Source organism: Pseudoalteromonas sp. Isolate3 (genome assembly GCF_022398505.1).
Taxonomy (GTDB): domain Bacteria; phylum Pseudomonadota; class Gammaproteobacteria; order Enterobacterales; family Alteromonadaceae; genus Pseudoalteromonas; species Pseudoalteromonas apostichopi.
Window position 1 is genome coordinate 1 of record NZ_JAKEVN010000043.1, and the last position, 21,847, is coordinate 21,847.

Below are 21,847 nucleotides of genomic sequence, written 5' to 3' on the forward strand. Positions count from 1 at the left end.
AATTAATGCTATATTGGCGTTAACAAAAAATTCTAATAATTCTTCATGGATTCGAGTTATGCTAAAGGCGAACACTTTACTCATTAGCGGGTTAGCTACTCTTTGCGCTCCTGTGCTAGCTTCAGAAAAAATAAATAACTATCAATCTTTTACTGGCTATACAGGCCTAATTAATACTCCTAACGCAAGTGTTATTGATGTTGGTCATATTGATCTAGGTTACAACAATATGCTTGACCTAAGAGGTAAAGAGTATGTTGATGGTCATAATTTTATTTTTTCAGCTGGTTTATTTGATGGCCTTGAGGTAAGTGGCCAAATAGCAGCCGAATCAATGAATGACAATTTGTTTTATACTGAAGGCAGTGGTCAACTGCGCGATTTATCATTTAATGCTAAGTATCAATTACCTTATATACCTAAAGAGTGGTTTACTGTTGCAATTGGTGCAAAAGATATCGGCGGTGCAGCAAATAACTACGAAACCTATTATGCAGTTGCCTCTAAAGAATTATGGGATTTTAGGTTCTCAGCAGGTTACGCTGTAAGTGACCGTATTAGCGGCCAAATGGATGGCCCGTTTGCGGGGGTTGAGTGGCAACCATTTGACTGGTTTGCACTACAAGCTGAACATGACGCCGATGCTTTTAATGCCGCAGCAAAAGTTACGGTCCCTAAAAAGTGGCTATATGATATAGGTGAATTAACATTCACTAGCCGTTTTTATAGCAATACAGACTACAGTGAAGAAGACACTTCATGGGGCGTTAATTTTAAAATGCCTTTATTCACAAAACCTGAATATGAGGCTATTGAAAGTGCGCCAGAACCCGTTTTATCAGAAAGTGACGAATTAGCATACTTTAAACTAAAGGCTAATAAAGAACCTGTAACCATTAAAGACCCTAATGCACACCGTTATTTCGAAAGCAATAAAGAAATGACCAAACAAGCAGCTACTTTAAAGCATGCTTTGGTTAAAGATGGCTTCGAAAGTGTGCAAGTCGGTTTTAACAGTGATAAGCAAATTGCAGTAAAATTTGAAAACTCAGTATTTAACCGTAACGACCTTGATGCTATAGGCCTTGTGCTTGGGCGCATTTCTCAATATGTAACCAGCGAAGGTGCTGAGTTTAATGTAATGATGTCTAAGCAAGATATTCCTCAGCTTAGCTTAAAAGGTAATGTAGACGAATATCGCGAATTTATTCTTGCGAAAAAACACCCAGAAGTAATTGTTTTTCAAGGCTCAATGCCGTTGCCAAGAGCATTAACTTGGGTTGGTTTAATGAATACAAGTACGCCTTATTTTAAACCAAGAGTGTCACTAAGCCCTGTGCTTAGAAATAACTATGCGACAGAACTTGGCGTATATGACTTTTCATTTGCGGTGCGTGCAGACGTTGATGTGCCATTATGGCAGGGAGCTGGGCTTAATTTTGGTGGCCAAGTGCACGTAGCCGATAGTGATGACTACGAAAAAGATGCACCGTTTAGATATTATCGCGAAGAGTCAGAGTTCGACAGAGCAACACTTTATCAAACATTTGCATTGCCTTACGGTATTTATAACCAAACCCAAATTGGTTATTTTAAAGATTACCAAGACTATATGGGTATTCAAAACGAAACAACTTGGTTAAGCCCTGAAGGCCGACATAAAGTGAGTGCCAATATAGGGTATTTCGATTATCAAGATTATGATGCACACAAAGATATTCAGGTAGTTTCTTACCAGTTTAATTGGGTTGAACAAGACATTACCTTGCATGCTGAGGCTGGTAATTACTTTTATGACGACTCTGGTTTTAAAGTTGAAAGCCGCTTTTGGTTTGGCGATAGTTATCTTGCAGTTTATGCGCAAGACACGAGCGTGAAAAAAATTGGCTTTGCTTTTAGCATCCCGCTTACACCAAGAAAAGACATGAGTGTGAGCCGCTATGGCCAAGTTAAAGGTAACCAAGCATGGCGTCACGTAATTGATACTCAAGTGGGTCAATCTCATAATAATGTAGTATTTAACCGTGCGTACACGCCATTTAATAATATAAGCTTAGACCGCAAGTTCTTAAATCAAGGTCGTTTATCAAAAGCTTATGTGTATGCTAACTTTAGCCGCTTGCGAGATGTATACCTAGAATATAAGTAACCAATTTATCTATGTTTTTTTCTGTTAATTTGAATGCACAGAGAATGAAATTATTTTTTGTAATCATAATTGATGGATTGTAAATATTACCTATAATTCATATTGAGCCTTTTTATTGAAAAATAAAGGCTCAATATGCGAAATGACTGTTGCAAATGTTGTGATTGTTATTTAACCTACTAGGTAGCTGTGTAAAGTTGTTACCTAATAACTCTTAGATTAGAGTCGGGCTAATAACTTTTCATTATTAATCGACCTTATTTGATACGTTTATTTAAAAAAGGAATAAAAGGACTCCCTATGTTTACTAACAAAAAAACGCTACTAGCAATGTCTGTAGCATCTGTTTTTGCTCTTTCAGGCTGTTCGAGTGATGACGACAAAAATGAGGTCGTACCTGATCCGGTAGATCCACCTGTAACCGTCATTGTTCCACCTGAAGCGCCTGCTGAACTAGGCCTAGTTGTTAACACTAGTGTTATTGATTCTGCTACAACTGATGTGGTTGATGCTACCGTAACATTTTTAGAAGACGGTGTTGTATCTAGTAACATCGTTGATGTTGATGGTGAAGCGTTAACAACTACTACAACTGAAGACGGTAGTGTTACTTTCACCGTTAAAGACGGTGCAACACTTGAAGAAGTAACTGTAAACGTAACTGCAGATGGTTATGTTGGTAAAACATTCGCAGTTAGCCTAGTGGCTGAAGAAGGCGAAACTTCAATTGACCAAGTTTTAGCTCTAACATCAAAAACTGCTGAAGGTATTGCTGATACTGTAGTTGAAGCTACAGTTGAAGCGGGTGGTACTACTTCTGCACCAATCGAAGCAGCTACTGAAGAAGGCGCTTCAAGTGCGTCTGCAACTGTACCAGCGGGTGTTATTTTACTTGATGAAAATGAAGAACCTGTATCTGGTGAAATTTCATTAAACGTAACAGGCGCTGATGCTACATCTTCTGCAGCACAATCTATTGTACCAGCAAATATTAATGACGCTGATGCAGAAACAACAGTTAAAGCTGTTGGTGTTGCTAATGTTACAATGACAAACAGCGAAGGTAAGAAAATTAAGAAATTCTCTGACCCTATCACTGTTTCAATGGCTATTCCATCTGACACTATGATCAATGGTGAAGCTATTCAAACTGGCGATATGCTAGGTCTTAAGTCTCATAACGAAGACACGGGTTTATGGCAGTCAGAAACTAACATGGTAACTGTAGGTGCTCTTAATGCAACTTCAGGTACTTACACTGGTAGCTTCCAAACAAGCCACTTAACATTCTTTGCTTCAACTGCACCGGTAGATGTTTGTAGTTCGGGTATCTCAGTAGCAGTTAGTGGTGATGATGTTCCAGCTAAAGGCTTAACTGTTTCTCTAGATTCTTCTGATGCAAGCTACACTAGTAAAATTAGCTCAAACAGCTCAAATAATATTGTAGTCACTTCGGGTCAAGCTAAGAAAGAAGGTATTTCTTCTAGTGCAACTGCATCTGTAACTGTAACTGACGGTAACGGTCAAGTTTGGTTTGAATCTAACGGCGAAGTTGATGTATGTGGTGAGGTACCTGTAGTACTAGCTAATCCAGTAACTTACACTTCAGAAGATTTCACTGTAACGGCTGCATGTTCTAACGATTCTACTCAAACAATCGATATGAGCGGTGCTCTAGTTAAGTATAGCTTAGCTAACAAGAAGAAAGTTGTTGCTTCAGGTTCAGGTGGTACATTCTCACTAGCTGACCTTGTTGAAGGTAGCACTTATAATGTAACTGTTAATGCACGTATCCCACTGTCTACAGGTGGTTCTACTGCAACTACAACTATTACTGCTGACGGTACTGCTGAGTCAATCGCATTATCTGCAGTTTGTGAAACAGTAACTGGTAGCTAATATATTTGTTAGTAATACTCAGGGTTTAATCCCTAAATAAAAAGCCGCTTTAAGCGGCTTTTTTTTGTCTGGATTATAGTAGCCGTCAGCCGTCAGGCTGAATTGCGATGTGTTTGTTTACTGCTATTGTGGTAAATGCCATCCGAGCCAAGCAAGCGTGACTCCTACGATGTAGGAGGCGTTTTAACGCCGAACATCTTTATTTTATTCACGGCTAAAGCCGTTCCCACGTTTTAATGTAGGCGTGAAATTTATTTCGCGCGTAAGATCTTTTTTGCACAAAGAGAAGTGAATCACGAGCCGTCAGCTTTCAGCTGTCAGTTTGAAGCCGAACGGTGTGGTTTGTAGGCTTACACGTAGGAGGTACTTTAGTGACGAAGTGTTTAGAGTAATTCACGGCTAAAGCCGTTCCTACGTATTGTTGTAGGCGTGAAATTTATTTCGCGCGTTATGTTTTGCACAAAGAGAAAGACTAGCCATCAGCTTTCAGCTGTCAGTTTGTAGCCGAACGGTTTTATTTGTAGGGCTTTGACAAAAGCCTACCTCGTAGGAGGTACTTTAGTGCCGAAAATATTTGCACAAAGAGAAGTGAATAAGTAAACCAAAAACATCTTAATTTATTCCTCTTCAGCGAAGCGTCTCTTGTCCTCTTTGTGACAATTTGGTTTTTTCTGTGTAGCGCGAAGCGCCTCTGTGTACTCTATGGTTCAAATATGTTTAAAGAGCCATCAGCTGTCAGTTTTTAGCCGAGTGACATTGTTTGTGGGTTCGTTATTAATTTGCAGGCTTGGTGCTGAATGTAAGGCGCGCCAAGCAAGCGTAACGCCTACGGTGGATGTAGGCGTGAAATTTATTTCGCGCGAAAATAATTGCAGAAAGAGAAGTGAATGAGGAAAGAACGAGAAGACAATAACAACCAAATTGTTTTTCTCTAAAACGAAGCGCCTCTTATCCTCTTTGTGAATATATAAAACCTAGCCCTTGTTTATATCTAAAATCGCTTTTAACGTGTGCTCTTTTTCAAGAATATCGCGATATAGAGCAAACTGGTTGCGGGCGCGCTCAAGGTTATGGTTTGCATGTTTGGTGGCAAAGTAATTATCGCCATCAATAAAGTCTGTTAAAAAGCGCAGGCCAATCATAAAGGTCATGACCTTGGTGCCTAACCAAAAGCTTTCTTTTTCGGCGTCGGTGATCACATCTTTTAGTGGCTCGACATACCCTTTAACGATGGCAGCAAAGATCTCTTCACGAACACGTACATTGCTTAAGTTGGTTGAATCTTCTTGCTCAGGTGAGCAGAAGGTGCGCACCATGTCGCCAAAATCAAATAGCCAATAACCTGGCATACAGGTATCTAGGTCGATAACTGCTTTTGCATCATCTGACTGTGTGCAAAACAGCATGTTATTGATTTTTGTATCGTTATGGCATGGTCTTAAAGGAATGTTACCTTCAAGCTGTTTTAGCTCTTCAACAAGAGATTGCTGAGCTAAACAAAAGTCGATGTCGTCTTGGCAAAGTGCTACACGATTTACAGGATCTTTTTCGAGCACCTTTTTAAAGGCATCAAAGCGCATCGCTAAATTATGAAAATCAGGGATCACATGATGTAGCTGTTCAGCCTGAAAATCTTGTAAAGCCAGTGCGAATTGGCCAAATGCATTGGCTGCAGTTTGTGCTTGCGAGATAGTTGCTACAACATCTTCACTATAACTGCCGCCAATAAATTCGAGTGCACGCCAAACACCTTGATCGCATTCAACTAAAAAGTCATTTTCGAGAGTTGGAATATGTCGAATAATTTCGAGGTTATATTCACCATTGCTAAGCTTTTCGCTTAGGTGTTGCTCAATTAGCCGTGCATTTTCAACTAGGTGCTCAGGATTAGGGAACACATCGGTATTTAATTTTTGCACAACTAAAGCGTTTTCTTCAGCTTTAAGCAACATGGTTGTGTTGATGTGGCCATTGCCAATTGGCTTTAGCGTTACGTTATCTGTACCTAAGCCAAAGTGCTCAGAAAGATAAGTTGCAACAGGATTCGACTTCATTAATTTTCCATTACTTATTTTTTGCAAGAAGAGGCGAGGGCTAATCGTTTTGTTTTTGACGTAACTGACATAAAGTGTGTGCTATTGCATCCAATTCAGCTTTGTAGGTCACGCCATACCATGGCTCTTTTGCAGTATAAACGGTTACAGCTTGGCGGTTATATTTAATCGCGAGTTGTATCTCATTGGGTAAATAGTACTCTTTAATGACACCGTTGTCAGTATTTTCTAAAAACTCAATAAAGCCTTTTTCTAAGTCTTTAAATAAACTTGGTGTTATTCCCCAAAAGCTCATTGAGCCAAGTGAATCGTCAGCTATTGCTAACCTTTCATCATGTGGATTGTTACCCTTTAAAACATTATTTTCGAGTTTAATATCTAGGTACTCGACCACATCAGTCAAATGCTGGTGGCTATCAACAGAGCATACACCACGATTTACACCACCTTGTGCTGAAAGAGTGTCTTTTATCGGATAACCTACCATCGCCCAGTTACTATGCTGTTTGAAGTGTTCGCTAAGAATAGTAAAAGAAGACTCGCCATAATAATCATCGGCAGTAATGACAATAGCAGGGTTATTCACATAGGGTTTTGCGCAAAGTAAAGCATGGCCTGTGCCCCACGGCTTTTGGCGTTCAGCGGCTAAGTGTTCATAACCATTTGGCACTGAGCTAATTGCTTGCTCAACTAGAATTACTTCAAGCGATTCAGGCAGGCGCGGTAAAATTGTTGCCTCAAACTCAGCACGAATTTTTTTATTAATGATGATCACCGCTTGGCTCACACCTGCTTTAACCGCATCCTGAATACTAAGCTCCATAATGGTACAGCCCAGCCCCGGAATTTCGGCAATTTGTTTGTTTCCGCCAAAGCGGCTACCCAGCCCGCCAGCCAATACGATTAAAGTAAGAGAGTGTTGAGTCATCGCGCATGTTAAATAAAAAACAAAGGAAAAGTGTACCAGAAACAATCACGCAGGAGGAAGAGGAAGGGAGCTTTAAGCTTTAATTCATAAGTTTTAAGTCGAGCGGTGTTGTTTGTTGGTTCTGTGTTGATTTGCAGGCTTGGTACTAAATGCAAGACGCGCCAAGCAAGCGTGACGCCTACGGTTTGATGTAGGCGCGAAATTTATTTCGCGCGGAGAGCTTGATTGAACCACAGAGGGCATAGAGAGCACAGAGGAAGAGAAGGAGAGGCCAAACCTCTTTTAAATATTGTTTTCTCTATGTAGCGCGCAGTGCCTCGGTGTGCTCTGTGGTTCAATATGTTTTTGCACAAAGAGAAGTGAATGAGAAGAGAATGAGGAAACCACGAGATTATTTTTACTTCCTCTGAAGCGCAGCGTCTCATAACCTCTTTGTAATAATTTGTTTTCTCTATGTAGCGCGCAGCGCCTCGGTGTGCTCTGTGGTTCAATATGTTTTTGCACAAAGAGAAGTGAATGAGAAGAGAATGAGGAAACCACGAGATTATTTTTACTTCCTCTGAAGCGCAGCGTCTCTTAACCTCTTTGTGAGTAATTGGTTTAAACCATAAATTAGGCTTGCCAAGTAAGGGTGACACCTTCAATCGTTGTAACTTGTAACTTGTAACTTGTAACTTGTAACTTGTAACTTGTAACTTACCCCTCGTCTCTCAAACCTAATAGCTTCATATTTACGTAGGTGGTATATTCTCTTTGTGGTGATTAACCCTTTTAGGTAGAAGATTAATGGCAAAAGATAGATACGCGCCAAAGGCTGTTGGCGATATTATGGCGGGCTTGAGTGGTCGCTTAGCATCTTATGCTGGTAAAACCCAAGGCTTGTCTTCTCAACAAACTATTCTTGATGACTTTTTAGGTGAAACGCTTTCAAAAAAATGCCGAGTAAGTAATTACCGTGATGGTACTTTGATGATAGAAGCGGTTTCTGCACCGATTGCACTTCGCTTAAATTACTTAAAAATGGATATGCTTTCGCATTTTCGTGCCGCTGGCATGGTTGAGCTTGGGCAAATTAAAATTACCGCTAATCCACAAGCAACACAGCGTTTATCGGCAACAAATAAGCCAGAGCAAAAGCCTGTTTCTAAACGTCAAATGAGCGAGCAAACTGCTGATTACCTCAGCGCCATCGCCGCAGACGCCCCGCCATCTTTAAAAGCCAAATTAGAGCGCTTAGCGCAACATGGGCGGAAGAAGTAAATAAAGCCGTCAGCTGTCAATTTTGAGCCGAACGGTGTGGTTTGCGTGTTCTGTATTAATTTGTAGGCTTGGTGCTTAATTAAGACGCGCCAAGCAAGCGTGACGCCTACGTTTGATGTAGGCGTGAAATTTATTTCGCGCGGAGAGCTTGATTGAACCACAGAGGGCATAGAGAGCACAGAGGAAGAGAAGGAGAGGCCAAACCTCTTTTAAATATTGTTTTCTCTATGTAGCGCGCAGCGCCTCGGTGTGCTCTGTGGTTCAATATGTTTTTGCACAAAGAGAAGTGAATGAGAAGAGAATGAGGAGACCACGAGATTATTTTTACTCCTCTTCAGCGAAGCGTCTCTTTATCTCTTTGTGATAATTTGGTTTCTCTATGTAGCGCGAAGCGCCTCTGTGTTCTCTATGGTTCAAATATTTTTTCGCAGACTGAGCAAGTAGGTCGTGCTTTAGCACGTCATTGGTGAAGGATATAATATATTGTCGCCATAAATGACTACCTACATTTACAAAATCGAATTTCGTCACTCTAATCGCCTTTTTTCTTCGCTGATCTTGATTTTATTTCGATTGTCGCCATATCTACTCAGTGGTCTTGTTTTCACCTTTTTTATGGGGTTAGATCAAAGATTATGGCTGATTTTTAAATTTTCTTGCCGAAATTCCATATCTTCACACACAGAAGGTTTGATGTTGCGCAGACTCTGGTATGATAGCGCACGAAATAAGCGGTGTTTTAAACAGCGTACTGACAAATTGTTAATTAATATGCCCTACATCATGAGCATAAGCGCATATTAATTATCAATTGAAGAAAATGGGTTGGCTAATGACTAGCTAACAAAGAACATATTGTAACGGTTTTATCATGATATCTAATTTATTTACCAAGATTTTTGGTAGTCGCAATGACCGCACTATTAAAAACCTAAGAAAGACGGTCGCTCTAATTAATGCGCTTGAAAAGCAATTAGAAGCGCTTTCTGATGAAGATTTAAAAGCAAAAACAGCTGAATTTAGAGAGCGTTACGATAACGGACAAAGCCTAGATGATATTTTACCAGAAGCATTTGCTGTGGTACGTGAAGCATCTAAGCGTGTAAATGGCATGCGTCACTTCGACGTACAGCTACTAGGTGGTATGGTTTTACATCAAGGCCGTATCGCAGAAATGCGTACTGGTGAAGGTAAAACACTAACAGCAACATTACCTGCATACCTTCGTGGTTTAACAGGTAAAGGTGTTCACGTTATTACCGTGAACGATTACCTTGCAAAACGTGACGCCGAAACTAACCGCCCACTATTTGAATTTTTAGGCCTAACAGTCGGTTGTAACGTACCTGGCATGATGCCACAGCAAAAGAAAGTAGCTTACGCTGCTGACATCACTTACGGTACTAATAACGAATTTGGCTTTGATTATCTTCGCGATAACATGGCATTTAGCATTGATGAGCGTGTGCAACGCCCACTTTACTACGCAGTAGTGGATGAGGTGGATTCAATTCTAATCGATGAAGCGCGTACGCCGCTGATTATCTCAGGTCCAGCTGAAGACAGCTCTGAGCTTTACATCGAAATTAATAAAATTGTGCCAGAACTTGAGCTACAAGAAAAAGAAGATGAAGAAGGCGTTGAAGGCGACGGCGACTTCACTATCGATGAAAAGTCGAAACAAGTTCACTTAACTGAACGTGGCCAAATTAAAGTTGAAGAGCTACTGATTGAGCGTGGCTTAATCCAAGAAGGTGATTCACTTTACTCTGCATCAAGCATCACATTATTAAGCCATGTGTATGCAGCACTTCGTGCTCACAAGCTTTATCAAAAAGACGTTGATTACGTTGTTAAAGAAAACGAAGTTATCATTGTTGATGAGCATACAGGCCGTACAATGGAAGGTCGTCGTTGGTCAGAAGGTTTACACCAAGCTGTTGAAGCTAAAGAAGGTGTACGCATTCAAAATGAAAACCAAACTCTGGCATCAATCACATTCCAAAACTACTTCCGTTTATACGACACGCTAGCGGGTATGACAGGTACTGCAGACACTGAAGCGTTTGAATTCCAGTCTATCTATGGTCTAGATACAGTTGTAATGCCAACTAACAAACCGATGATCCGTGACGATCGTGCTGACCTTGTATACTTAACACAAGAAGAAAAGTACGAAGCAATCCTTGCAGATATCAAAGATTGTCAAGAACGAGGTCAACCGGTACTTGTTGGTACTATTTCTATCGAAAGTTCTGAGTACTTATCGCAGTTCTTACGCAAAGAAAAAATTAAGCACAACGTACTTAATGCTAAGTTCCACGCACAAGAAGCAGACATTGTTGCCGATGCTGGTTTACCTGGCACAGTAACCATTGCAACTAACATGGCCGGTCGTGGTACCGATATCGTGTTAGGTGGTAACTGGAACAGCGAAGTTGAAAAGCTAGAAAACCCAACGGATGAACAAATCAAAGCGATTAAAGATGAGTGGCAAAAACGCCACGATGCGGTAATCGAAGCGGGTGGTCTACACATCATTGGTACTGAGCGTCACGAATCTCGTCGTATCGATAACCAGTTACGTGGTCGTTCAGGTCGTCAAGGTGATGCGGGTTCAAGCCGTTTCTACTTATCAATGGACGACGCGCTAATGCGTATCTTCGCTGGTGAGCGCATGACTAACATGATGCGTAAACTAGGTATGCAACGCGGCGAAGCGATTGAACACCCTTGGGTTAACCGTGCAATCGAAAACGCACAACGTAAAGTTGAAGCACGTAACTTCGACGTTCGTAAGCAATTACTTGAGTATGATGATGTAGCAAATGACCAACGTCGTGTTGTTTACTCACAGCGTAACGAACTACTTGAAGAAGGCGATATTTCAGAAACTATCACTGCAATTCGCAGCGATGTTCTAAACGGCACGATTGACCAATACATTGCACCGCAAAGCTTAGCGGAAATGTGGGATATCCCAGGTCTTGAAGAGCGCTTAAAACAAGATTTCTTAATTGAGCTGCCAATTTCACAATGGCTAGCTGACGATAGCAAGCTATACGAAGAGAAACTTCGTGAGCGTATCGAGCAAGCGGTTGAGCAAGCATACAAGCAAAAAGAAGAAATGGTAGGCGAGTCTGTACTACGTCAATTCGAAAAAGCGATTATGCTACAAAGCCTAGACCAACATTGGAAAGATCACTTGGCAGCGATGGACCACCTTCGTCAAGGTATCCACTTACGTGGTTACGCACAGAAGAATCCTAAGCAAGAGTACAAGCGTGAATCATTCGAGCTATTCTCTGAAATGCTTGAGAACTTAAAAATCGACGTTGTAGGTATTTTAAGTAAAGTACAAGTTCGCGCTGAAGAAGATGTTGAGAAAGTTGAAGAGCAACATCGCCGTAGCGAAAATGCACCTCGTGAATATCAACACGAAGAAGCTGAGCACATCGGTGGCGAAACACCAGAAGGCGCAGTAGATACTCAACGTGCAGAGCCTAAAGTTGGCCGTAACGAGCCGTGCCCATGTGGTTCAGGTAATAAATATAAGCAGTGTTGCGGTAAATTAAAATAACCAAAACATGGTGATAAAAAGCGACGCTTGCGTCGCTTTTTTTATGATTAAGGAAACAACAAATGACTAAAAAAGTAGTGTATGTTGCAGTCGGCGTTATTTATAAAGATCAGCAGTTATTTATTTGTAAGCGTCCAGATGACAAACACCAAGGCGGCTTATGGGAATTCCCAGGCGGTAAAGTAGAGCAGGGCGAGAGCGTATTTGCAGCGCTAAAGCGTGAGCTGTTAGAAGAAGTAAACCTAACGGTTAATGGCAGTGAAGAGCTGATGGTTATTGAGCACGACTATGGCGATAAATGTGTGCGCTTAGACGTGCACATCGTAGATGATTTCTCAGGCATTGCTCATGGCGCAGAAGGCCAACAAGGCAAATGGGTTGCACTAAACGAGCTTGATGACTACAGCTTCCCAGCTGCCAATGTTGAGATTATCGAAAAGATAAAGCAGAGGTTTGAGCAGTAATAGCCGCCAGCCTTCAGCTGTCAGTTTGAAGCTTAATGTAATACGCGCCAAGCAAGCGTGACGCCTACGGTTTGATGTAGGCGTGAAATTTATTTCACGCGAAAATAATTGCACAAAGAGAAGTGAATGAGTAAAGAATGAGGAAACCTTAATATTGTTTTCTTTTAAGCGAAGGATTTATAACTATTTTTAAGTTTTTAACTTTTTCTGACCACAGAGTACATAGAGAACATAGAGGAAGAGAAGGAGAGACCAAACCTCTTTTAAATATTGGTTTCTCTGTGTAGCGCGCAGCGCCTCGGTGTTCTCTGTGGTTCAAATAAGTTTTTCACAAAGAGAAGTGAATGAGAAGGTAATGAGCAAGCCAAAAGACAAATTCTCTTAAGCGGAGCGTCTCTTATCCTCTTTGTGAGTATTAAGAGCACTTTGCGATATAAAATCGCGCCTACAATGCTCACTTACTGTTTATTTTCCCCTCCCACCGCTCAAAAATGCGGCTCACCTTGTTTTGATAAGAATTGTTACATATTAGGTTTTATTGTTTAGCGCGAGAGGTTTATTATGGGGGAAGCGAAAAACTAATGATTAATTATGTTTACTAGTTTTTCGATAAATACTTCAAAAATAATTAGTACGGGACTCCCATGAAAAAAGTAACACTTACCGCGGCAAGTATCGCACTTGCGCTCGGTCTTGTTGGTTGTGGTGAAAAAGAACAAGAAACTAAAGCACCAGCAACTGCGGCCGTAACTGAAGCAAAAGCACCTTTAAATTCAGGTATTGAACTTGCGAACATGGACAAGTCTGTTCGCGCACAAGATGACTTTTACTATCACGTAAACGGCGAATGGTTAGAGAAAACTGAAATTCCAGGTGATAAATCAAACTACGGTTCATTTACTCAGCTTTACGATGATTCGCAAAAAGCGATGAAAGAAGTGCTAGAAAAAGCAGCGGCAAACAAAAATGTTAAGCCGGGCTCTGATGAAGCTAAATTAGCTGCATTCTATAACAGCTATATGGATGAAGCGGGTCGTGAAGCGGCAGGCATCAAACCATTATCGCCAGTTCTTGAAAGTGTTGATGCAGTAAAAAACAAATCTGCTCTTGTTGCTTTAATGGCTGAGCTTCGCATTAAAGGCGGTAGCTTACCTTTTGGTTGGTACGTAAACAACGATGCGAAAAACTCTAGCGAAAACGCGATGTATGTTTATCAATCAGGTTTAGGTTTACCAGATCGTGATTACTACTTAAAAGATGACGAGAAATTCACAAAAATTCGTGAAGCTTATCAAGAATATGTAACAGCTATCTTAAGCAAAGCGGGTGTAGCTGATGCAGAATCTGCGGCTAAAGCTATTATTGATCTTGAAACAAGTATTGCCGAGGCGCAGTGGAGCCGTGTTGAAAGCCGTGATGCAACTAAGTCTTACAACAAGATGAGCGTTGCTGATGCGAACAAACTGACAGGTGACTTCGACTTTGCTGCTTATCTTGATGCGTCTGGTATCAAAACAGAAGACGTAATTATTCGCCAGCCTAGCTACCTAGAAAAGTTCGCGGGTATTTACAGCGATACAGACTTAGCTACTTGGCAGAACTACCTTAAGTTCCACTTTGTTAGTAACTATGCAGGCCTTTTAGATAAAGAGTTAGTAGACCTTAACTTTGATTTCTACAGCACAACACTGCGCGGTGTAACAGAGCAATCACCACTTTGGAAAAAAGCAGTTGATGCATCAAACGGTGTGTTAGGTGAAATACTTGGTAAAGTATACGTGAAAGACAACTTCCCACCTGAAGCGAAAGCACGCATGGAAGAGTTAGTTGATAACGTAATCAAAGGTTACGCAGTTGCGATTGAAAACCTTGAGTGGATGAGCCCAGAAACAAAAATTGCGGCTAAAGAGAAGCTTGATAAGTTCACGCCAAAAATCGGTTACCCAGATAAATGGAAAGACTACTCAGCACTTGAAGTTAAAGGTGACGACTTAGTCGGTAACTACATTCGCCACAGCGAGTGGGAATATGCAGACATGACTGCAAAACTAGGTAAGCCAGTTGACCGTTCTGAGTGGCACATGACACCACAAACAGTAAACGCTTACTACAACCCTGTGAACAACGAAATCGTATTCCCAGCGGCTATCTTACAACCGCCATTCTTCAATCTAGAAGCTGATGATGCTGTTAACTACGGTGCAATCGGTGCGGTAATCGGCCACGAATTAGGTCACGGTTTTGATGACCAAGGTGCGAAGTACGATGGTGACGGTAACTTACGTAACTGGTGGAGCGAATCAGACCTTAAACAGTTTGAAGAGCGTACAGGTCAGCTAGTTGCTCAATATAATGAGTACAAACCATTTGAAGATGCAAGCGTAAATGGTCAGCTTACATTAGGTGAAAACATTGGTGACTTAGGTGGCTTAACCGTTGCTTATACTGCTTACCAGTTATCACTTGGTGATGAAAAAGCACCTATCATTGATGGTTACACAGGTGATCAACGTTTCTTCATGGGTTGGTCGCAGATTTGGCGTCGTAAATATCGTGACGAAGAGTTACGTAACCGTCTAATGACAGACCCTCATTCACCAAGCCATTACCGTGTAATCGGTATTCTTTCAAACATGCCAGAGTTTTATCAGGCATTTGATGTGAAAGAAGGTGACAAGATGTATATCAAACCAGAAGATCGCGTAAAAATTTGGTAATTGATTATCGATTTAAAAAAGGCTCTGAGTGAACGCTCAGAGCCTTTTTTGTTTTAGTAGCTGTCAGCTTTTGACGTAGGGTCGTTTTAACACTGAACATGTTTATCTTTTTCACGGCTAAAGCCGTTACTACTAGGATTTAACTTGATTCTGATTCGTATTTGTCTAGATTTAAGATAATAAATGGAGGGTTATGGATGACCGCACATTATCAAAATCTAAGAAAGCATAGGGTATCAATCCCATTTCATTATTACTCTGTCACCACTTCAACGCTTGATAGAAACTGTTATTTCTCTGACTTTAATAATGCACGAGTTTTAATTAACACTCTAAGGTCTATAGAAGATATTAAAGCTAAAACTATTTGCTTTGTGGTAATGCCTGATCACCTACATTGGTTATTTCAATTACAAGGTAAAGTACCTTTAGCTCGATTGATTCAAGAGGTTAAAGGGAAGAGTTCATATCTCATAAACAAGTCATTATGTTCTAAACGAAAAATTTGGCAGCCAGGATATTATGATTCTTTAATAAGGAGTGAAAAACATTTACTTGGAGTATCGAGGTACATCATCGCAAACCCATTGAGGGCTGGAATTGTTAAAAGTGTGCGTGATTATCCTTTTTGGGATTGTATCTATTTATAGGTAAATTATTCACGGCTAAAGCCGTTCCTACGGGGTTGTAGGAGGTGTTTTAACGCAGAAATATTTAGGTGATTGTTGTAAGCGATATTCACGGCTAAAGCCGTTCCTAAGAGATGCGAGAAATTGTTTGGAGTTGTTGTTTGTTGATGGTGTTGTAGGAGGTGTTTTAACACTGAAATGTTAGGTGATTGTTGTACGCGATATTCACGGCTAAAGCTGTTCCTACGGGGTTGTCGGAGTTATTTTAAAAAGCCGCATAACTTTCATTAAGCGGCTTTCTGCATACAAATTAAACCATAATCGCATCTTTAAGATACTGGAATAACTCTTTGTAACCTTTGGCAGGCTTTTCTGCTTTCACTTCTTTTGCGGCGCTACGCACTAATTGGCGCATTTTTTGGCGCTCAAGAGCAGGGTATTGATCAATTGTTGAATTGATCAACTCATCACCTTGTTTGATCAGATTGTCGCGCAGAGTTTCGATTTTGTTCATCAAAACATCGGCTTGATTGTTTTTGTTAAGCATGATGTCGATCATTGCTTGGATTTCATCAACGTTTTCTGTTGTACGTAATACTTTTGCGATGTAGTTTAAGTTACGACGATAAGCATCACTTTTATCACTGACTTTATCCGAAACAACTAACGCTTCTTTTAATTCATGATTGAGTGGCAAACGATCGCGTTGCTTTTTCGGCATTTTTGCGATTTCAGCACCCAAACCATGATATTGCATGGCTTCACGTTTTAATTCGCTTTTTGATACGTAAATAATTTCTTCTTCAATTAGTGGCTTTTTCTTCTTCGCCATAAGGATGCTCATTCAGTAAACTTAACTATTCACTATTATACGTCATTTAGTTAATGATTAATATTAGCTGATGCACGTCTCTCAGTGTGTTAGCATTCGCTACACTATAAAAAATATCAGAACCTAGGACACACAAGATGAAAGATCCTATTTATCAACACATTTCTGAAGTGAAAGACGCGGTAAGCGAAGTACTGGAGCATGCAAAAAAGTTAGGTGCTACTGCGGCTGAAGCGGCAATGTCGAGTACTTCAGGTTTGTCTGTCAGCACGCGCATGGGCGAAGTTGAAACAATAGAGTTTAACCAAGATGGTGGCTTAGGTATCAGTGTTTATGTCGGTAATAACAAAGGCTCTGCATCTACAGCCGATTTAAACCCTAAAACATTACGTACGGTGGTAGAAAAAGCCATTGATATTGCTAAGTTCACTTCTGACGACCCATTTAATGGCATCGCTGATAAAGAGTTGCTTGAGTTTGCACCGCAAGATTTAGATTTATACCACCCGTGGGAGGTAAGCCCAGAGCAAGGTATTGAGCTTTGCCATCAAGCAGAGCAAGCTGCGCTGAATGCCGATGAGCGCATTGTAAATTCGGATGGTGCGAGTTTTTCTTCTCACCAAGGTTTACGTGTTTATGGTAACAGCCATGGTATGATTGCAGGTTACCCACGCACTCGTCATAGCATTAGCACTATGGTGATTGGTAAAGAAGGCGAGCAAATGCAGCGCGACTCGGCTTATACCGTAGCGCGTCATAAAGATGATTTGAATGACGCTGCAAAGGTAGGCCTAGAAGCGGCAACAGAAACTCTGGCTAAGCTTAATAGCCAAAAGCTTGGAACCATGAAAGTGCCTGTGATCTTCAGAGCAGATATTGCTAATTCATTATTTGGCCACTTAGTGTCGGCGATTGGTGGTGGAGCGCTTTATCGTAAATCAAGCTTTTTACTTGATAGCTTAGGCACAAAAGTATTCAGTGACTGTGTGAATATCTCTGAGCGCCCACATTTATTAAAAGGCTTAGCGTCTTCACCGTTTGATGCTGAGGGTTTAAAAACTGTAGACCGTGAAATTATTCAAGGTGGTGAGCTGCAAACTTACCTTTTAGCAAGCTACGCAGCACGCAAACTGTCTATGGCACCAACGGGTCATGCTGGTGGTATTCATAACTGGCTAGTTGAGCAAACTCATGCTGACTTAAAAGCATTATTAAAAACCATGGGGACAGGTTTATTAGTAACTGAACTTATGGGTCAAGGTGTAAATACCGTAACTGGTGATTACTCGCGTGGCGCGGCTGGTTTCTGGGTCGAGAATGGCGAAATCCAATATCCAGTGAGTGAGATCACGATTGCTGGTAACTTAAAAGATATGTTTAAAGCGGTAGTTGGCTTAGGTGGTGACATCGAGCGTCGTGGCGGTATTCAAACAGGCTCTGTATTGATTGAACAAATGCAAGTTGCTGGTAGTTAATTCATAAATAACAAATCATTTTTAAAAGCCTCACTTTAGTGGGGCTTTTTTATTTAAAAAAGTGCTTTACCTAAACTTAACTTGAGGTTTTATCTTAGTGGTAGTTTAAAAATAAAAAGGAAAACTACCATGTATTTAGAACACGTAAACCTTGTTGTTAGTAATGTTGATGCCATGCTGCACTTTTATAAAGCGGCATTCCCGCACTGGCGTGTGCGTAGCCAAGGCGATAGCAAGTGGTCTGGCAAACCGCGTAAATGGTTGCACTTTGGTGATGATTACCAGTATCTAGCATTAAGCGATAACGGTGAAGCTGAAAACCGTGATTTAGCAGGACATCAAGTTGGCCTTGCCCATTTTGCTTACGTGACAAACGATATTAATGCTGTCATTGAACGTCTTGTTTCAGCCGGTTATGAGATTGATAAGCACGGCCCAGACAACCCTTATCGTAAAAATGTATATTTCATTGACCCTGCAGGTTTCGAGGTGGAATTTGTCGAGTATTTCAGCGATATCCCAAGCGAAAGGAATAATGAGCTTTGAAGCTTTAAGCTAAATACGTCGTAGGAGGTTCTTCAGTGCTGAAAAAGAGAATGCTTTGCATGGCTATAGCCGTTTATATGAACTCCTCCTATTGCACGAATACCCTTCGTTAATTTTGTCAGACGGCGTACTCCTACGTTTGATATAGGCGTGAAATTTATTTCGCGCTATGTTGTTATTTAATGCGTAATCCAGAATAGTGTTTGTAATGCCTGCTTATATCTACTAGCAAAAACCTAGCTTTTTTTCGTTCGATATTTAACCATCAGTAATAATTACTGCGTATTACATTAAAAAAACTTCAAGATTTAGCAAAATTAGCTTAAATCCATCAGTTAATTGATGAATTTTTTTGCTACAATTGGGGGGCAAGTAATGTGAGTGAGTTCAACAACAGCTAATGCAGAATTCTGTTTCCTCTTAGTGAGGTTGATCTTGGTCAGTATATTGTTTTTTTATATGCGTTATCATAACCAGCGGCTTCATACTCGAGCTAACCTAAATTAATAATTCATTAAATAGGGTTTATTCGAGCATGAGACTGTGAATAACCTTGTTTTAATCAAGGCTTTTAATTATGATCGCGTCTATTTTGAAATTTCTAAAAATTAACCTGCTGTAACTGATGTTCTCAATATGGCAAGTGTTGGGAATCATAGTGGAGATAAGTGGATGAGCAATGCGCCTGTAGACAATGGCCGACGTCGCTTTTTAACCATAGCTACCTCTGTTGTTGGTGGTGTTGGTGCGGCTGGGGCTGCTGTTCCTTTTATTGCGTCTTGGAATCCAAGTGAGCGAGCTAAATCTGCGGGTGCGCCTGTAGAAGTAGATATCAGCAAGCTTGAGCCTGGACAATTAATACGTGTTGAGTGGCGAGGAAAACCTGTTTGGGTTATTAATCGTACACCTAAAATGCTTGAACAGATGAAAGAACACGAAGGTCAACTTCGTGATCCTGCGTCTGAAGAGCCTCAACAACCTGAATCATCAACCAATGAATACCGTTCGCAACGTCCTGAGATCTTCGTTGCTGTTGGTATTTGTACGCACTTAGGTTGTTCTCCTAGCTTCCTACAAGGTGGCTTTGGTGAAAAAGTAGAGGGCACAGACGACGGTTTCTTCTGTCCGTGTCACGGTTCTAAATTTGATATGGCTGGTCGTGTATTCCAATCTGTACCTGCTCCATTAAATCTAGAAATCCCTCCATATACCTTCCTTGATGACACGACTATTTTAGTCGGTGAAGAAAAAGGAGTGGCGTAATGTTTGGTAAAATTATTGGTTGGATCGACGATCGTATTCCAATGACACGTGTTTGGAACATGCATATTGCACAGTATCCAGCACCAAAAAACTTTAACTTCTGGTACTTCTTTGGCTCACTAGCCATGTTAGTACTTGTTAACCAAATCGTAACTGGTATCTGGTTAACAATGAACTTCGTACCGTCTGCTGAAGGTGCTTTCGCATCTGTAGAATACATCATGCGTGATGTTGAATACGGTTGGTTACTTCGTTACCTTCACTCAACAGGTGCTTCAGCGTTCTTTATCGTTGTATATCTGCACATGTTCCGTGGCATGATCTACGGTTCTTACCAAAAACCACGTGAATTACTGTGGTTATTCGGTATGTTCATTTTCTTAGCGCTTATGGCTGAAGCTTTCATGGGTTACTTACTTCCTTGGGGACAAATGTCTTTCTGGGGTGCACAGGTAATCATTTCACTATTCGGTGCGATTCCGGTTATTGGTGATGATTTAACGCTTTGGATCCGTGGTGACTACGTAATTTCAGGTGCTACGCTTAACCGCTTCTTTGCACTACACGTAATTGCATTACCTTTAGTTATTGTTATCTTAGTATTCTTACACATTGTTGCGCTACACGAAGTGGGTTCAAACAACCCTGACGGTGTTGAAATCAAGCGTAAGAAAGGTTCTGTAGCTGAAGAAGATAAGCCTAAATTCAAATTCCACGAGTATTACACCAACAAGAAAGACATTGTTGATGCAATCCCGTTCCACCCTTACTACACAGTGAAAGATATTGTGGGTGTGGTTGGTTTCTTAATCTTATTCTGCTGGGTTGTATTCTTTATGCCTGCGATGAATGGTTTCTTCTTAGAAGCGCCAAACTTCGAAGCAGCTAACCCACTGAAAACACCAGAGCACATTTTCCCTGTTTGGTACTTTACGCCATTCTATGCAATCCTTCGTGCAATCCCTAACAAGTTAATGGGTGTTGCGGCGATGGGTGCATCTATCGTAGTGCTTGCGTTACTACCTTGGATTGACCGTGGCTCGGTTCGTTCTATTCGTTATCGTTGTGGTTTACACAAGTTAAACATCGCACAATTTGTGGTAACTTTCGTTATCTTAGGTTGGGTTGGTGCTACTCCACAAACTGATTTCAAAACGCTGTTATCACAAATCACGACTGTGACATACTTCATGTTCTTCGTATTGTTATTTGTTTACAGCAAGAATGAGAAAACTAAGCCATTACCAACGAGGTTGACGAAATGATGAAAAAGCTAATTATCGGTTTATTCGCATTATTGCCATCGTTGACAATGGCAGCAGGTCCTTCGGTTCCTTTAATGGATGCGAACATTGACCTTAAAGATAACGCGTCTTTACAACGCGGTGCTAAATTGTTCATGAACTACTGTCTTGGTTGTCACCAAATGCAGTATCAACGTTATGAGCGTACGTTCCGCGATATCGGTATTCCTACTGAGATTGGTCAAGAGCAACTAATTTTTGATGGCTCAAAAGTTGGTAGCCACATCAAAAATGCGATTGGTAAAGATGACGCAGCTAAATGGTTTGGCGCAGCGCCACCGGATCTTACGCTTGTAGCGCGAGTTCGTGGTACTGACTGGATCTACACTTATCTGAAGTCATTCTACAAAGATGAATCTCGTCCGTTTGGCGTGAACAATATTGTTTTCCCATCGGTAGGTATGCCGCACGTTCTTCAAGAACTACAAGGTTTACCAACACCAATCACTGAAGAAGTGGAAGAACACGGTCACACTGTGACTAAAGTTGTTGGCACTGAAACAGATGGTTCTGGTGAAATGAGTGACGACGAGTACGATCGTGCTGCTCGTGACTTAACTAACTTCTTAGCTTACGTTGGCGAACCGTCACGTTTAGAGTCAGAAGCGTTAGGTCTTAAGGTAATTGGTTTCTTAGTGATTCTATTTATCTTGGCATTCATGCTGAAGAAAGAATACTGGAGAGATGTTCACTAATCCTGGGCATTTTGAAAGGTAATTTTGTGATAGGGGCTTAAGCCCCTATTGC

General features: G+C 40.9%; 15 protein-coding genes. 12 read left to right on the top strand and 3 right to left on the bottom strand.

The window, feature by feature from the left end; genetic code table 11:
- Positions 1-58 precede the first annotated feature (58 nt).
- Both L1D46_RS10400 and L1D46_RS10405 read left to right on the top strand, forming a co-directional pair.
- Complete coding sequence (locus tag L1D46_RS10400) at positions 59-2,149, top strand: YjbH domain-containing protein (RefSeq protein ID WP_239977517.1); 2,091 nt, start codon at positions 59-61, stop codon at positions 2,147-2,149.
- 300 nt (positions 2,150-2,449) lie between these two features.
- Entirely contained in the window at positions 2,450-4,048 is a 1,599-nt protein-coding gene (locus tag L1D46_RS10405) for a hypothetical protein (RefSeq protein WP_239977518.1), read from the top strand.
- A 974-nt stretch (positions 4,049-5,022) separates the two neighbouring features.
- Here L1D46_RS10405 and L1D46_RS10410 read toward each other — a convergent pair.
- Together L1D46_RS10410 and L1D46_RS10415 are read right to left on the bottom strand one after the other, a co-directional pair.
- Entirely contained in the window at positions 5,023-6,102 is a 1,080-nt protein-coding gene (locus L1D46_RS10410; RefSeq protein ID WP_239977519.1) for an aminoglycoside phosphotransferase family protein, read from the bottom strand.
- Between the two features lie 40 nt (positions 6,103-6,142).
- A complete protein-coding gene (locus tag L1D46_RS10415) occupies positions 6,143-7,030 on the bottom strand; it encodes an NTP transferase domain-containing protein (protein ID WP_239977520.1) in 888 nt (295 codons plus the stop codon).
- A 786-nt stretch (positions 7,031-7,816) separates the two neighbouring features.
- Here L1D46_RS10415 and L1D46_RS10420 point away from each other — a divergent pair.
- The 5 genes from L1D46_RS10420 (at position 7,817) to L1D46_RS10440 (ending at position 15,701) form a co-directional block, all read left to right on the top strand.
- Positions 7,817-8,290 (top strand): DUF721 domain-containing protein, encoded by a 474-nt coding sequence (locus tag L1D46_RS10420; RefSeq protein ID WP_055022438.1) that lies wholly within the window; start codon positions 7,817-7,819, stop codon positions 8,288-8,290.
- A gap of 871 nt (positions 8,291-9,161) precedes the next feature.
- On the top strand, positions 9,162-11,870 hold the full coding sequence (gene secA / locus L1D46_RS10425; RefSeq protein WP_239977521.1) for a preprotein translocase subunit SecA: 2,709 nt from the start codon (positions 9,162-9,164) through the stop codon (positions 11,868-11,870).
- 62 nt (positions 11,871-11,932) lie between these two features.
- Positions 11,933-12,334, top strand: coding sequence for an 8-oxo-dGTP diphosphatase MutT (gene mutT / locus L1D46_RS10430; RefSeq protein ID WP_239977522.1), 402 nt, complete (start codon positions 11,933-11,935; stop codon positions 12,332-12,334).
- A 644-nt stretch (positions 12,335-12,978) separates the two neighbouring features.
- On the top strand, positions 12,979-15,051 hold the full coding sequence (locus L1D46_RS10435; RefSeq protein ID WP_239977523.1) for a M13-type metalloendopeptidase: 2,073 nt from the start codon (positions 12,979-12,981) through the stop codon (positions 15,049-15,051).
- A 197-nt stretch (positions 15,052-15,248) separates the two neighbouring features.
- Positions 15,249-15,701 carry a transposase gene (locus L1D46_RS10440; protein ID WP_167658640.1) on the top strand — a complete coding sequence of 151 codons (453 nt, stop codon included), beginning with the start codon at positions 15,249-15,251 and terminating at the stop codon, positions 15,699-15,701.
- Between the two features lie 289 nt (positions 15,702-15,990).
- Here the strand turns inward: L1D46_RS10440 and yjgA are convergent, their stop codons facing one another.
- The gene (gene yjgA, locus L1D46_RS10445) at positions 15,991-16,512 is read right to left on the bottom strand and encodes a ribosome biogenesis factor YjgA (RefSeq protein WP_130050508.1); all 522 of its coding nucleotides are present in this window, start codon (positions 16,510-16,512) and stop codon (positions 15,991-15,993) included.
- 137 nt (positions 16,513-16,649) lie between these two features.
- Here yjgA and pmbA point away from each other — a divergent pair, with 137 nt between their 5' ends.
- The 5 genes from pmbA to L1D46_RS10470 all read left to right on the top strand — a co-directional run bounded on the left by pmbA (position 16,650) and on the right by L1D46_RS10470 (position 21,795).
- Positions 16,650-17,987, top strand: a complete 1,338-nt coding sequence (pmbA, locus tag L1D46_RS10450; protein WP_130050509.1) for a metalloprotease PmbA — start codon at positions 16,650-16,652, stop codon at positions 17,985-17,987.
- A gap of 129 nt (positions 17,988-18,116) precedes the next feature.
- The gene (locus L1D46_RS10455; protein WP_130050510.1) at positions 18,117-18,533 is read left to right on the top strand and encodes a VOC family protein; all 417 of its coding nucleotides are present in this window, start codon (positions 18,117-18,119) and stop codon (positions 18,531-18,533) included.
- A gap of 672 nt (positions 18,534-19,205) precedes the next feature.
- On the top strand, positions 19,206-19,796 hold the full coding sequence (gene petA / locus L1D46_RS10460) for a ubiquinol-cytochrome c reductase iron-sulfur subunit (protein WP_063702692.1): 591 nt from the start codon (positions 19,206-19,208) through the stop codon (positions 19,794-19,796).
- The gene (locus L1D46_RS10465; protein WP_130050511.1) at positions 19,796-21,061 is read left to right on the top strand and encodes a cytochrome b N-terminal domain-containing protein; all 1,266 of its coding nucleotides are present in this window, start codon (positions 19,796-19,798) and stop codon (positions 21,059-21,061) included. Before petA ends, L1D46_RS10465 begins: the two co-directional genes overlap by 1 nt.
- Entirely contained in the window at positions 21,058-21,795 is a 738-nt protein-coding gene (locus L1D46_RS10470) for a cytochrome c1 (protein WP_130050512.1), read from the top strand. Before L1D46_RS10465 ends, L1D46_RS10470 begins: the two co-directional genes overlap by 4 nt.
- The last annotated feature ends 52 nt before the right edge of the window (positions 21,796-21,847 follow it).

What these genes read in the sequence shown, in the direction of transcription:
- L1D46_RS10400 (WP_239977517.1), top strand. Translation starts at nt 59, where the DNA reads ATGCTAAAGGCGAACACTTTACTCATTAGCGGGTTAGCTACTCTTTGC.
- secA (WP_239977521.1), top strand. Translation starts at nt 9,162, where the DNA reads ATGATATCTAATTTATTTACCAAGATTTTTGGTAGTCGCAATGACCGC.
- L1D46_RS10420 (WP_055022438.1), top strand. Translation starts at nt 7,817, where the DNA reads ATGGCAAAAGATAGATACGCGCCAAAGGCTGTTGGCGATATTATGGCG.
- L1D46_RS10435 (WP_239977523.1), top strand. Translation starts at nt 12,979, where the DNA reads ATGAAAAAAGTAACACTTACCGCGGCAAGTATCGCACTTGCGCTCGGT.
- L1D46_RS10440 (WP_167658640.1), top strand. Translation starts at nt 15,249, where the DNA reads ATGACCGCACATTATCAAAATCTAAGAAAGCATAGGGTATCAATCCCA.
- L1D46_RS10410 (WP_239977519.1), bottom strand. Translation starts at nt 6,102, where the DNA reads ATGAAGTCGAATCCTGTTGCAACTTATCTTTCTGAGCACTTTGGCTTA.
- L1D46_RS10415 (WP_239977520.1), bottom strand. Translation starts at nt 7,030, where the DNA reads ATGACTCAACACTCTCTTACTTTAATCGTATTGGCTGGCGGGCTGGGT.
- petA (WP_063702692.1), top strand. Translation starts at nt 19,206, where the DNA reads ATGAGCAATGCGCCTGTAGACAATGGCCGACGTCGCTTTTTAACCATA.
- pmbA (WP_130050509.1), top strand. Translation starts at nt 16,650, where the DNA reads ATGAAAGATCCTATTTATCAACACATTTCTGAAGTGAAAGACGCGGTA.
- mutT (WP_239977522.1), top strand. Translation starts at nt 11,933, where the DNA reads ATGACTAAAAAAGTAGTGTATGTTGCAGTCGGCGTTATTTATAAAGAT.
- yjgA (WP_130050508.1), bottom strand. Translation starts at nt 16,512, where the DNA reads ATGGCGAAGAAGAAAAAGCCACTAATTGAAGAAGAAATTATTTACGTA.
- L1D46_RS10405 (WP_239977518.1), top strand. Translation starts at nt 2,450, where the DNA reads ATGTTTACTAACAAAAAAACGCTACTAGCAATGTCTGTAGCATCTGTT.
- L1D46_RS10465 (WP_130050511.1), top strand. Translation starts at nt 19,796, where the DNA reads ATGTTTGGTAAAATTATTGGTTGGATCGACGATCGTATTCCAATGACA.
- L1D46_RS10470 (WP_130050512.1), top strand. Translation starts at nt 21,058, where the DNA reads ATGATGAAAAAGCTAATTATCGGTTTATTCGCATTATTGCCATCGTTG.
- L1D46_RS10455 (WP_130050510.1), top strand. Translation starts at nt 18,117, where the DNA reads ATGTATTTAGAACACGTAAACCTTGTTGTTAGTAATGTTGATGCCATG.